The organism is Micromonospora sp. NPDC023956 (assembly GCF_040639195.1).
Taxonomy (GTDB): Bacteria; Actinomycetota; Actinomycetes; order Mycobacteriales; family Micromonosporaceae; genus Micromonospora.
The window spans coordinates 573,104-585,158 of the sequence record NZ_JBEZZN010000002.1; the positions used below are offsets into that span (position 1 = coordinate 573,104).

The 12,055-nt window shown below is 70.8% G+C and carries 11 protein-coding genes, 1 tRNA gene and 1 riboswitch; of the genes, 4 read left to right on the forward strand and 8 right to left on the reverse strand.

All coding sequences use genetic code 11. The features are described 5' to 3' along the window. Window positions 1-29 precede the first annotated feature (29 nt). The gene (locus AB0F58_RS05160) at window positions 30-506 is read left to right on the forward strand and encodes a hypothetical protein (protein ID WP_357138730.1); all 477 of its coding nucleotides are present in this window, start codon (window positions 30-32) and stop codon (window positions 504-506) included. Between the two features lie 200 nt (window positions 507-706). Here the strand turns inward: AB0F58_RS05160 and AB0F58_RS05165 are convergent. Further along, window positions 707-780: transfer RNA gene (locus AB0F58_RS05165), tRNA-Gly, on the reverse strand. A gap of 288 nt (window positions 781-1,068) precedes the next feature. On the opposite strand from AB0F58_RS05165, the gene AB0F58_RS05170 reads away from it, so the two are divergent. Beyond that, the gene (locus AB0F58_RS05170) at window positions 1,069-2,052 is read left to right on the forward strand and encodes a zinc metalloprotease (RefSeq protein ID WP_357138093.1); all 984 of its coding nucleotides are present in this window, start codon (window positions 1,069-1,071) and stop codon (window positions 2,050-2,052) included. A gap of 64 nt (window positions 2,053-2,116) precedes the next feature. Here AB0F58_RS05170 and AB0F58_RS05175 read toward each other — a convergent pair whose 3' ends face one another. Continuing rightward, a complete protein-coding gene (locus tag AB0F58_RS05175) occupies window positions 2,117-2,674 on the reverse strand; it encodes a pyridoxamine 5'-phosphate oxidase family protein (RefSeq protein WP_357138095.1) in 558 nt (185 codons plus the stop codon). 95 nt (window positions 2,675-2,769) lie between these two features. Between AB0F58_RS05175 and dcd the strand changes: the two genes are divergently transcribed. Beyond that, window positions 2,770-3,348 (forward strand): dCTP deaminase, encoded by a 579-nt coding sequence (dcd, locus tag AB0F58_RS05180; RefSeq protein ID WP_357138098.1) that lies wholly within the window; start codon window positions 2,770-2,772, stop codon window positions 3,346-3,348. An 82-nt stretch (window positions 3,349-3,430) separates the two neighbouring features. Here dcd and AB0F58_RS05185 read toward each other — a convergent pair whose 3' ends face one another. From AB0F58_RS05185 to AB0F58_RS05200, 4 genes are all read right to left on the reverse strand, one after another. Further along, complete coding sequence (locus AB0F58_RS05185; RefSeq protein ID WP_357138101.1) at window positions 3,431-4,324, reverse strand: NlpC/P60 family protein; 894 nt, start codon at window positions 4,322-4,324, stop codon at window positions 3,431-3,433. 159 nt (window positions 4,325-4,483) lie between these two features. Next, window positions 4,484-4,616, reverse strand: a riboswitch (cyclic di-AMP (ydaO/yuaA leader). A 235-nt stretch (window positions 4,617-4,851) separates the two neighbouring features. Further along, the gene (locus AB0F58_RS05190) at window positions 4,852-5,868 is read right to left on the reverse strand and encodes an NlpC/P60 family protein (RefSeq protein ID WP_357138104.1); all 1,017 of its coding nucleotides are present in this window, start codon (window positions 5,866-5,868) and stop codon (window positions 4,852-4,854) included. A 129-nt stretch (window positions 5,869-5,997) separates the two neighbouring features. Continuing rightward, the gene (locus AB0F58_RS05195) at window positions 5,998-7,038 is read right to left on the reverse strand and encodes a hemolysin family protein (RefSeq protein ID WP_357138106.1); all 1,041 of its coding nucleotides are present in this window, start codon (window positions 7,036-7,038) and stop codon (window positions 5,998-6,000) included. Continuing rightward, complete coding sequence (locus AB0F58_RS05200; protein WP_357138109.1) at window positions 7,031-8,401, reverse strand: hemolysin family protein; 1,371 nt, start codon at window positions 8,399-8,401, stop codon at window positions 7,031-7,033. The genes AB0F58_RS05195 and AB0F58_RS05200 overlap by 8 nt, the downstream gene beginning before the upstream one ends. 64 nt (window positions 8,402-8,465) lie before the next feature. Between AB0F58_RS05200 and AB0F58_RS05205 the strand changes: the two genes are divergently transcribed. Continuing rightward, the gene (locus AB0F58_RS05205; protein ID WP_357138112.1) at window positions 8,466-9,140 is read left to right on the forward strand and encodes a GPP34 family phosphoprotein; all 675 of its coding nucleotides are present in this window, start codon (window positions 8,466-8,468) and stop codon (window positions 9,138-9,140) included. Between the two features lie 93 nt (window positions 9,141-9,233). Here AB0F58_RS05205 and AB0F58_RS05210 read toward each other — a convergent pair whose 3' ends face one another. Further along, window positions 9,234-11,390 (reverse strand): (Fe-S)-binding protein, encoded by a 2,157-nt coding sequence (locus AB0F58_RS05210; protein WP_357138115.1) that lies wholly within the window; start codon window positions 11,388-11,390, stop codon window positions 9,234-9,236. A 367-nt stretch (window positions 11,391-11,757) separates the two neighbouring features. Beyond that, window positions 11,758-12,021, reverse strand: a complete 264-nt coding sequence (locus AB0F58_RS05215) for a cell division protein CrgA (protein ID WP_357138117.1) — start codon at window positions 12,019-12,021, stop codon at window positions 11,758-11,760. Window positions 12,022-12,055 lie beyond the last annotated feature (34 nt).

A 12,055-nucleotide genomic window follows, 5' to 3' on the forward strand; every position in this document is an offset into this window, starting at 1 on the left:
ACGGCGACCCTGCGGCAGACTTGGACCTTGTGCCAACTCAGCCGCTGATTCGCAAGGTTCACTTTGAGATCCGTCCGTGGGGCCAGGGTCCCGACCCGGCGCGCGAGTTATTGCCGTACGTCGACACCGTGAGCTTGGTGGACCTGGTTTCGGGCTTCGAGCACGCCGCTGGCCACGATGTGCCCGGCGCGTATGCCGGGATCGTTCTCGATCACTTCAATTCCGGTGACCTGGCTGCCTACCTCACCGGACGATCGGACTCCGCCTACCGGTCCAGGCAAGGCGTGATCGCCCTACTCGGTTGCGACTGCGGCGAGGTCGGCTGCTGGCCTCTGGAAGCCCAGGTGACTACTACCGAGGACTCGGTGATGTGGCGCAACTTCTCACAGCCCCACCGCCCCCAGCGCGACTATGGGGACTTCGGTCCGTTCGTGTTCCGTCGAGACCAGTACGAGCGCGCGGTTCGCGAGGCGGTGGCCGCCAGTCTGCCCCCATCCCCCCGTTAGGTGCCAAGGACTGCGGCGCCCGCTCGGTGTCCGAAGGCCAAGAGAAGGCGGCGGCCGGCACCTCGGACAGGCTGGAGGCCAAGGGCAAGAAGGCGGGCAGGAAGCGTGCCCGTGGCCCGTGGATGGCCCGCCGGATGCTCACGGCCCGAGGAACATCGAAGGCCCTGGCTGGACTTGCGTCCCGACCAGGGCCTTCGTGGTGGAGCGGGTGACGGGAATCGAACCCGCACTGTCAGCTTGGGAAGCTGATGTTCTGCCATTGAACTACACCCGCAGGCGGCACCACTGTACCTGAGCGGCTGACCGTCCGCACCAAGGTACCCCGTCTTGGTCTGCCCGCGCCGCCGGGGAGAGCCGAGGAGAGCCGCGCCGGGCCTCGACCCGCCGGGACGGGTGCCCGGCGGGGCGCCGAGGGGAGCTTCGACGACCGGAGATGACGAGAAGTTACCGCGCGGTAACGCATGCCCATTCTCAAATGTGTCTATGGGCTGTAACCTCTGCCCAACGTTCTCAGCCGCGGTGTGACGCACCTCCCGTCACGCCGGCAGAAAGAGGTGGACACATGGGACGTCGTCCCAACCTGCTGACCCGGCGTGTGGCCGGTGTCGCGACCACGACCCTCGCCCTGCTGCTCAGCACGGGGGCGATCGGTGTCGCTCCGGCGGCAGCGCACGCCGACCACGCGGATGAGGCCTGCGTCGCGCCAGCCGACACCCACGCCCACTCGAAGGTCAAGGTCGGTGGTGTCGCCAAGCACGAGCCGAACGAGCTGACCCCGCAGCAGGTCCGTGAGCGCGAGGCGGACCTCGCCTCCGTGCTGGCCGCACGGGCCAAGCGGACCGACCTCCAGCAGGCGCCGACGGCGATGGCCTCGATCACGATCCCGGTCGTGGTGCACGTGATCCAGCGGGACAGCACCCGGGCCGGGGGCAACATCCCGGACTCGATGATCAACTCGCAGATCAACGTGCTGAACCAGTCCTTCAGCGGCGCGACCGGCGGCACGGGCACCGCGTTCGCCTTCCAGTTGCAGGAGATCAACCGGGTCATCAACCCGGCGTGGTACCCGATCGTGCAGGGTTCCTCGGCCGAGCGCTCGATGAAGACCTCGCTGCGCGAGGGCGGTAAGGGCACCCTGAACTTCTACCTCGGCGAGCTGAGCGACGACCTGCTCGGCTGGGCGACCTTCCCGACCCGCCGGCTCAGCAGCATGGACGGCGTCGTCGTGCTCGGCGAGTCGCTGCCGGGCGGCACCGCGACCAGCTACAACCTGGGCGACACCGGCACGCACGAGGTCGGCCACTGGCTGAACCTGTACCACACCTTCCAGGGCGGCTGCTCCGGCTCCGGCGACAGCGTCTCGGACACCCCGGCGGAGGCCGAGCCGGCGTTCGAGTGCCCGACCGGCCGGGACACCTGCGCCACCGCCGGCCTGGACCCGATCACCAACTTCATGGACTACACGTACGACTCGTGCATGTACCAGTTCACCACCGGGCAGGCCAGCCGGATGCTGACCGCGTGGAACGCCTATCGCGCCGCCTGACGTACCCGACGTAACGTTCCGATGCCGGCTCCGCCCCGCGGAGCCGGCATCGGCGTGTCGGGGTTCAGGCCGCGGCCCGGTGCGCGGCCCGTCGCCGCCCGGCCCGTGGCCCTGGTACGGACGGCTGGCCGGCCGCCGGGTCACTCGCCCGGGGATCCAGCCAGACCTGCACCGCCGGGTCGCCGCCCGGCCCGGCGCCGAGAACCTCCGGCCCGACGTGATCGCGCCGGGCGAGCATCGCCACGTCGACGGTGAACTCGAACAACCGCCAGTCCGCCCGGGGCTCGGCCCGGAAGCACTCCGCCAGCCGGGCCACCCGTGCCTGGTCGGTGACCGGACGCGCGTGCCCGGCCACGTACGCCTCGTCGTCGCTCTCCTCCGGCGGGAACGAGTGCAGCGCGTACCGCCCGTCGCGTTCCAGGTCACGTCGCTTGGGCGAGTCGATGACGAAGCAGAAGAGCCCCTCGTCGGTGATGACCGGGGAGACCGGGTGGACCCGGGGGCCACCGTCTGACCGGACCGTGGCCAGGTAGCCGAAGCCCGGGCCGTACTGCTGCATGAGGAGGCGGATCGCGTCGGCGAGGCGGGGCTCGTCGGAGGCGAACTCGGACCAGGAAGCCATACCGGCATTCTATCGAACACGCGTACGAAAAAGCACTCCGACGCGCTGGTCACCCGCAGGATCGTGGCAACCTCGGCACTGGATAGGGTGGTGCGATGCTGCTCTCCGACCGGGACCTCGTCAGCGAGATCAAGGCTGGCACGCTGGCGCTGGAACCGTTCGACGCGAGTCTGGTACAGCCCTCCAGCATCGACGTACGCCTGGACCGGCTCTTCCGGGTCTTCAACAACCACCTCTACACCCACATCGACCCGTCGTTGCAGCAGGACGACCTCACCTCGCTGGTGGAGGTGCCCGAGGGGGAGCCCTTCGTGCTGCATCCCGGCGAGTTCGTGCTCGCCTCCACGCTGGAGGTGATCTCGCTGGGTGACCAGCTCGCGGGTCGGCTGGAGGGCAAGTCGAGCCTGGGCCGGCTCGGGCTGCTCACCCACTCGACCGCCGGCTTCATCGACCCGGGGTTCTCCGGTCACGTGACGCTGGAACTCTCCAACGTGGCCAACCTGCCGATCACGCTCTGGCCCGGCATGAAGATCGGTCAGCTCTGCATCTTCCGGCTCTCCTCGCCGGCCGAGCACCCGTACGGCTCCGCCGTCTACGGCTCCCGCTACCAGGGGCAGCGCGGCCCCACCCCGAGCCGGGCCTGGCGGAACTGGCGCACCTGGCCCACCCGCTGACCGGCACCCCCGGCCTGCGGTCGCGCGCGCCCGGGTCCCCTGCTGCCCGGGAGAGCGGCAACAGGGGACCCCTGTCACCACCTCAGCCGGGGCGGCCGTAGCTGTGCACGGGACCGTCGTCGACCCGTTTCATCTTGACCGGTGCGCCGGCCCGGGAGGCGTGCACCAGCCAGCCGTCGCCGACGTACATGCCGACGTGGTGCAGGTCGGAGTAGTAGAAGACGAGATCGCCGGGGCGTAGCTCGCGCCGGCCCACCGGAGCGGTCGCCCGCCGCTGCTGGGCGGCGTTGTGCGGCAGGGCGACCCCGGCGCGCGCCCAGGCGGCGAGCGTGAGCCCGGAGCAGTCGTACGCGTCGGGTCCCTCGGCTCCCCAGACGTAGGGCTTGCCGATCTGGGCGCAGGCGAAGGTGACGGCGCGTCCGGCGGCACCGCCCGGGTAGGCGGTCGGGCAGGCAGCGGGGCGCAGGCTGGTGCCGGCGCCGTTGTCGTACGCCTTCAGGCGCACCTTCTGGAGCCGGGTGATGGCGGCGTCGATCTGCCGTCGTTTCGCGTCCAGCTGGCGATCGGTCTGGCTGAGCTGGGCGATGAGCCGGTCCAGCGGGTCCTTGCGGGCGCTGAGCTGGTTCCGCAGCTCGACCACGTGCCGGATGTCGGCCTGCTGCCGACGGGCGAACTGGTCGAGCAGTTCGAGTTGGTGGACGACGGTGGCCGGGGACGGGTTGGCGAGCATGGCGTTGAGGGCGGAGGCGTTCTCACCCTTGTACGCCCGTACCGCGAGCCCGCCGACCTTGCTCATCGCCTGGTCGACCTGGCGGCTCAGCGGCTCGATCCGGTCGGCGAGCGCCTGCGCCTGCCGCCGTTTGACGGCGAGGGCCTGGCGGGTGGCGTTGTGCTGTTCGATGACCGGTTCGAGGGCGTTCCACTCCCGGTCGATCTGGCGTTCGATCTCGGCGACCGAGGGTTCGGCGTGGGCCACGCCGGCGCCACCCGTCACGAGGACGGCGGCTCCGACGAGGACGGTGACGACGGTGTTGAAGCGGGACCAGCATGGACGCGGCGCAGCCGTCGACCGGGCAGCCGGAGCCGACCGGACGGACGGTGGCCGCGGGGCATGGTGTGCCACCGGGCTCCGTACTCCTTCTTCCGTTGACCGCCTACCGGGTTAGCTGACGGGTTCGGGCGGGAAGGGAGCGCCCTACCGTGGGTACGGATTCACCCCGATGGTGCTGGTGGTTCCCCGGCTCGCTCTGGTGTGGCGAGGTTTCTCCTGTGGCGACGTACGTCGTGCGACTCGGCGGTGTCGAGCCGTTGCCGCCTCCGATTGGCGGACCTGTCACCGGCTCGGCAAGTGCCGAGGCTAGAGACGACCCCCGTCGAACCGCAACACGCTTGGCGGGAGTGCCACCTGCTGATTTCCGACAGTAACCACTGTGGGCGCCATTCGTTCGCCCGAACGCGAAGGGGTCCCCGGCCGGCGGCCGGGGACCCCTTCGTCGGAATCGGTCAGTAGGGGCGGCGGAAGCCCGCGACCGGCATGTGGCTGATGCTGGCCACCTGCACCGGCTTCCCGGCCCGGGGGGCGTGCACCATGATGCCGTTGCCCAGGTAGAGCCCGACGTGGTGCAGGTCGCTGAAGAAGAAGACCAGGTCACCGGGGCGGGCCTCGGAGCGGCTGATCGTCTTGGTCTCGCGCCACTGCGCGCCGGTGAAGTGCGTCAGGTGGATACCCGCGGCCTTGTAGGCGTACTGGGTCAGCCCGGAGCAGTCGAAGGAGTTCGGCCCGGTGGCGCCCCAGACATAGGGGTCGCCGACCTGCGCGCAGGCGGTCTTGATGGCAGTGTTGGCGGCGCTGCTGATCACGCCCTTGATCAGCGGGCAGCCGGGGGCGCTGACCACGGTCTTCGGCATGGAGGCCCGGAGCCGCTTGATCTCCGCGTCGATCTTGGTCTTCTTGGTCGCCAGATCCTTCTGCTGCTGGACCTGGCTGGTGATCAGGGTGTCCAGCTTCTGCTTCTCGGTCTCGTACCGGGTCCGGATCTCCACCACGCCCTGAAGTTCCTTGCGCTGGTGGGCGGCGAGCCGGTCGAGCATGCCGATCTGCTCGGCCAGGGTGCCCGGCTTGGCGCTGACCAGCAGCGCCCCGATCTCCTGGGACGGGCCGGTCATGTAGTGCCGGGAGGCCAGCGCACCGATCCGGTTCATGGCCATGTCGCTCTGCAGTGCGAGCGGCTCGATCTTCTTCTGCAGGTCGGCCGACTTCTTCTGGTTGACCTTGAGTTGGCTACGAACCTCGTTGTACTTCTCGATCGTGGGCTCCAGCTGCTCCCACTGCTTGTCGATCTGCGCCTCGATCTCCTCGGGAGTGGGCGCGGCGTGCGCGGGAGCGGCGAGGAGGCCGACGCCGACCATGGCGACGGCGGACAGGGTGACCAGGGTGCGAACGAACCGGCGCAGCCCACCCGGACGAGTGGGGAGCCGATCCGGTGCGTGACGCTGAGGGGGCAGGGTTGCCACCGGCACCGAACTCCTTTGGCGACCAGACCACCGGGCGCCCCGCGAGGGAGAGGATGGCGGGGCAGACGATCCACAGCGGCCGGTGCCCCACATTAGGGAAGCTACGGGGCGATATCAAGGCGAGGGGTCCGCACATCACGCTCCGCTCGTCACGCGGACACCGACCGTACCGGAACCGCCGACGATGGCGGTCAGGACATCGTCGAGGGTCACCACGCCGAGCGGGCGCCGCCCGTCGGTGACCAACACCATGTGCCGTCGCTCCCGGCGCATCGAGAGCAGCAGGTCGGCCAGCGTACGGTCCGGCGGCACCGCGGCCAACGGCCGGTACACCTCGGCCGGCACCGGCGCACGACGGCTCGCGCCGACGTACCCGAGCACGTCCTTGACGTGCACGAAACCGAGCACCCGACGGGTGGCGCGCTGCACCACCGGGAAGCGCGACCGTCCGGTACGGGTGGCCAGCACCTCCAGCGCGGCCGGTGAGACGTCGTCGGCCACCGTGGTCACCGTGGCCCAGGGCTGCAACGCGTCGGCGGCGGTACGGGTGTGCAGGGCGAGCGCACCGGTGATCCGGGCGTGTGCAGTGGAACCGAGCAGCCCCTCGGTGCGGGCCTGCGACACCAGACCGGCCAGTTCCTCGGCGGTGAAGACGGTCTTCACCGCGTCCGCCGCCTCGATCCGCCAGAGTCGCAGCACCCGCCGGGACGCCCACTTCATCGCCAGCAGCAGTGGCTTGGTGGCGAGGCAGAAGGCCAGCATCGCCGGTCCCAGCCAGAGCGCGGACGGCTCCGGCCCGGCCAGGGTGAGGTTCTTCGGCACCATCTCGCCGACCACGGTGTGCAGGAACACCACCACGCCGAGGGCGATCACGAAGGCCACCGGGTGTACCGCCCGCGCGGGCAGACCGACCGCGTGGAAGACCGGCTCCAGCAGGTGGGCCAGGGCGGGCTCGGCGATCGCGCCGAGCCCCAGCGAGCAGACGGTGATGCCCAGCTGGGCGCCCGCGATCATCAACGGGATCTGGTTCATCGCCGACAGCGCCCACCGGGCCCGCACCGAGGTGGCGGCGAGCGGTTCGATCACGGTACGGCGGGACGCGATCAGCGCGAACTCGCTGCCCACGAAGAAGCCGTTGCCGAGCAGCAGGACGGCGCCGACCAACAGCTCAGCCACGGTTACCGGCCGCCTCGGTGCGGAGCACGCGCACCTGCTCGACCCGGTGCCGGTCGACCTGGATCACGGCGAACTCGTACCCGTCCTCCGCGACCGTCTCGCCGGCCGCCGGGATGCGCCCGAGCCGGGCCATCAGGAAGCCGCCGAGCGTCTCGTACGGCCCCTCGGGGAGCCGGAAGCCGGTCCGCTCGGCCAGCTCGTCGGCGCGGAGCACCCCGTCCACCACGAGGGTCCGGGCTCCGCCCGGCACGGGCGGCTCCGCCGGCCCGGCCTCCGGCGTGGCGGCCGGGTCGAACTCGTCGGCGATCTCGCCGACCAGCTCCTCGACCAGGTCCTCGACGGTCACCACCCCGTCAGTGCCGCCGTACTCGTCGACCACGATGGCCAGGTCCGCCCCGGCGGCCTTCAGCGCGGCCAGCACCCCGTCGAGGTCCAGGCTCTCCGGCACGTACACCGGGTCACGGGCGATCTGCCCGACCTCGGTCACCGCGCGGCGGATCAGGGGGACGCCGAGGGCGTCCGGCACGGCGGCCACCCCGGTCACCAGATCCAGGGTCTCCTCGTAGACCGGGAACCGGGTACGCCCGGTCCGCTGGGCCAACGCGAGCAGCTCGGCCACGGTGGCCGTGGCCCGCAGCGCGACCACGTCGACCCGGGGCGTCATCGCCTCGGCGGCCCGCTTGTCCGCGAAGCGGATGGTGCGCCGCATCAGCGTCGCCGTCTCCGACGGCAGCGCCCCCGCCCGCGCCGAGATGGCCGCGAGCAGCCCGAGTTCGTCCGGGCTGCGGGCGCTGGCCAGCTCCTCCTGCGGCTCCACGCCCAACCGGCGGACCAACCAGTTGGCCGAACCGTTCAGCCCCCGGACGAGCCAGCCCAGCGACCGGGAGAAGGCCCGCATTCCGGCCGCCGTGGCGAGCGCGGCGGGCATCGGCCGGGCCAGCGCGACGTTCTTCGGAATCAGCTCGCCGACGAGCATGGAGACGAGGGTCGCCAGCGCCAGGGCGAGCAGCGGGGTGAACCGGTCGGTGGCGTCCCCCGCGAGTGGACGTAGCAGCGGCGCGACGAGCCGGGCGAGCGCCGGTTCGGCGAGGTACCCGGTGAGCAGCGCGGTGATGGTGATGCCGAGCTGCGCCCCGGAGAGCTGGAAGGAGAGTTCCCGGAGTGCCCGTCGGACCGTCCCGGCCCGACCGTCGCCGGCGTCCGCCCGGCGGTCGATCTCCACGCGATCCACCGTGACCAGGGAGAACTCGGCCGCGACGAAGAACGCGTTGCCCCCGGTCAGCAGCAGGAAGCCGAGCAGGGGTAGCAGCGTGGCCAGCACCAGACCGTCGATGACCGTCTCACCTCGGCCAGATTCTCCCATGACCGAGTGCTACCGGACGAGTACGCACACTGCCCGGATCGCGGCTTCCCGTTACCGTCGAGCCATGGCCGATCTGACCCTGGCACACGAACTGGCCCTGCTGGCGTACGACGACGAGGGGGTGGACCGCGTCGGGACCCCGAATCTCGGCTACGGCCTCGCCGGGGCGGTACTGCTGGACCTGACTCTCGCCGGCCGGATCGAGGTGGCCGACGACCGGGTGGTGGTGGTCGACCCGAGCCCGCTCGGGCAGCCGACGCTGGACGCCGCACTCACCCGCATCGGTGCCGAGGCGAAACGGCGGCGGCCGAAGGACTGGATCACCCGGCTCAGCGGCGACCTGCGCGGACCGGTCCTCGACGAGCTGGTCGAGGCCGGGGTGCTGCGCCGCGAGGCGGGCCGGGTGCTGGGGCTCTTCCCGCGTACCCGGTTCCCGTCCACGACCGGAGTGGAGCCGGCGGCCGAGGCCTCGGCCCGGCAGCGGATGCACCTCGCGGTGGCGACCGACGGGCCGGTACCGGCGCGGACCGCCGCGCTGGTCAGTCTCACCCGGGCGGTGGGCCTGGACCGGAAGCTCTTCCGGGACCTGCCGAAGGACCAGGTCAAGCGGCGGTTGAAGGAGATCGGCGAGGGCAGCTGGGCCTCCGCCGCGACCCGCCGGGCCGTCGAGGAGACCCAGGCCGCCCTCATCGCGGCCACCGCGACCGCCGCGGTCATCTCCACCACCACGGCCTCCTGAGGCCCGGCAGGCCGGCTCAGCCGGCGACCGTCCGGTCTGCTGGCGGTTCGGCACTGCCGACGGTCGCGGTCTGCCGACGGTCGCGGCGCGGTGCTACGACGGCTTGACCGAGCGGAGCAGCACGCTGGCGACGTCGACGACCTCGACCTGCTCGCCGGCCCCCTTGCCGTTGACCCCGTCGCTGAGCATCGTCGAGCAAAACGGACAGCCGACCGCGATGGTCTTCGCGCCGGTGGCCATCGCCTCCTCGACCCGGTCCACGTTGATCCGCTTGCCGATCTTCTCCTCCATCCACATCCGGGCGCCGCCGGCACCGCAGCAGAAGGAGCGCTCGCTGTTGCGGGGCATCTCGGTGACGGCCTCCTGCACGGAGGAGCCGAGCACCTCACGCGGCGGGGCGAAGACCCGGTTGTGCCGGCCCAGGTAGCAGGGGTCGTGGTAGGTGACGCCGCCGTCGACGGGCTGGACCGGGGTGAGCTTGCCGGTCGACACCAGGTGCGCCAGGAGCTGAGTGTGGTGCACCACCTCGAACTCGCCGCCGAGCTGGCCGTACTCGTTGCCGAGGGTGTTGAAGCAGTGCGGGCAGGTCGCGACGATCTTGCGCTTGGCCTTCTCCCGACCCTCGAACGCCTCGTTCAGGGTCTCCACGTTCTGCTGGGCGAGCATCTGGAAGACGAACTCGTTGCCGATCCGGCGGGCCGGGTCACCGGTGCAGGTCTCTCCCTCGCCGAGGATGGCGAAGCTCACACCGGCCTCGTGCAGCAGGGTGGCGACCGCCCGGGTGGTCTTCTTTGCCCGGTCCTCGAACGCCCCGGCGCAGCCGACCCAGAAGAGGTACTCGAAGTCCTCCACCTCGCCGACCCGGGGCACCTCGAAGTCGAGGCCCTTGGTCCAGTCCTCCCGGGTGTTCTGCGGAGCACCCCACGGGTTGCCCTTGTTCTCCAGGTTGCGCAGCATCACGCCGGCCTCGGAGGGGAAGCTCGACTCGATCAGCACCTGGTAGCGCCGCATGTCGACGATGTGGTCGACGTGCTCGATGTCGACCGGGCACTGCTCCACGCAGGCGCCGCAGGTGGTGCAGGACCAGAGCACGTCCGGGTCGATGACCCCGCCCTCCTCGGCCCCACCGATCAACGGCTTCTCCGCCTCGGCGAGCGCGAGCACGTCCACGTGGGCGAGTTGGGCCGCGGTGGCCTTCTCCTCGCCGGTGAGGTCCTTGCCGCCCCCGGCCAGCAGGTACGGGGCCTTGGCGTACGCGTGGTCGCGCAGACTGAGCACGAGCAGCTTCGGCGAGAGGGGCTTGCCGGTGTTCCAGGCCGGGCACTGCGACTGGCAGCGACCGCACTCGGTGCAGGTGCTGAAGTCCAGCAGGCCCTTCCAGGTGAACTGCTCGACCTGGGCCACCCCGAACTGGTCGGACTCGGGGTCGGCCTCCTCGAAGTCGAGCGGCTTGCCGTTGCTCGTCATGGGGCGGAGCGCGCCGAGACCGGAGCCGGCCCGGCCCGGGTCACGCTTGAAGAAGATGTTGAAGAAGGCCAGGAAGCGGTGCCAGGCCACGCCCATGGTCACGTTGAGCGCGATCACGATGAGCCAGGTCATCGAAATCATGATCTTGACGAGGGCGGCGATGCTGACCCCGGCCTCCCAGTTCGGCAGCACCGCGCCGACCGCGTGGCTGACCGGGGTGGCCCAGACCGGGTACTCGAAGTGGTCGGTGGCGACCTTGAAACCCCGGATCAGGAAGCCCATGACCAGAACGGCGAGGACCACCGCCTCGACGAAGTAGCCCTGCCACATGGTCGAGCCGGTGAACCGGGAACGGTTGCCCGGCCGGCTGGGGCGGTTGCGGATCCGGATCGCGATCAGCACCACGATGCCGACCACACCGAGGATGGCGATCAGCTCGGTGACCAGACCGTACGCCGCCCAACCGCCGATCAACGGCAGGCCGCCGGTGGGCGAGACCACCTCGAAGTACGCCTCGAGGACCAACAGCGACAGCACGACGAAGGCGACCATGACGAACCAGTGCGCCGCCCCCACCACGCTCCAGCGCAGCATGCGGGTGTGCCCGACCGTCTCGGCCAGCATCGTCCTGGTCCGGGTGAGCGGGTCGCCGAGCCGCGTGGGATCCGGCTGCCCGAGCCGGACGACAGCCACGATCCGCAACACCGCCTGGACGGCCAGCCACACCGCCAGTGCGGTGATGGCGGCGGCGAGGATCGTCGTGACGAGCTGGACGCTGCCCATAGCGTTGGCCTCCCCGGTCTACTGCCTGGCGAGCGGTTCGGCGACCGGTGTCGGGGCGTCACGTGGCCGGCTGACCACCGCGACTCCCTGACCGGCCGATGACCTCGCTCCGCTCGGTCATGCAGTGCAGCCTACGCGCAAGGTTACCCAGTAGTAACGTGAGGAACCTCGCATCGGGCCACGCCGCCCTGCGGACACCTTAGAAGGGTTGGCCGACCTGCGCCGATCAGGGGTTCCGCATGGTGACGTCCCGGCATGACGCGCCCTCGGCCAGCCACGGCGACGACCGCCACGGCCAGGGCATGCCGGGGCCCGGCCACCCCGTAGAGGTCGGGGGCCGGACCGGGACCACGGTGACCGTCGGCGCTCAGCGCCAGCGGGAGAGCACCGCCAGCGAGGCGACCATGGCACCGAAGCCGACCGCCAGGTTCCAGTAACCCCACGCGGCGACCGGATAGGCCTGCTCGGAGAGGTAGTAGACCACCAGCCAGCCGATACCGAACACGATCAGCGCGACCGCCAGGATCGGCAACCAGACCGGGCTGGGCTTCCGCGTCGCTGCCGTCGCCGTCGGACGCACGTCCGTGGGCGGGGTGTACACCTTCTTCTTGCGGACCTGTGACTTGGGCACGACGCTCTCCAAGAGGGGATACGACCTCGTCCGG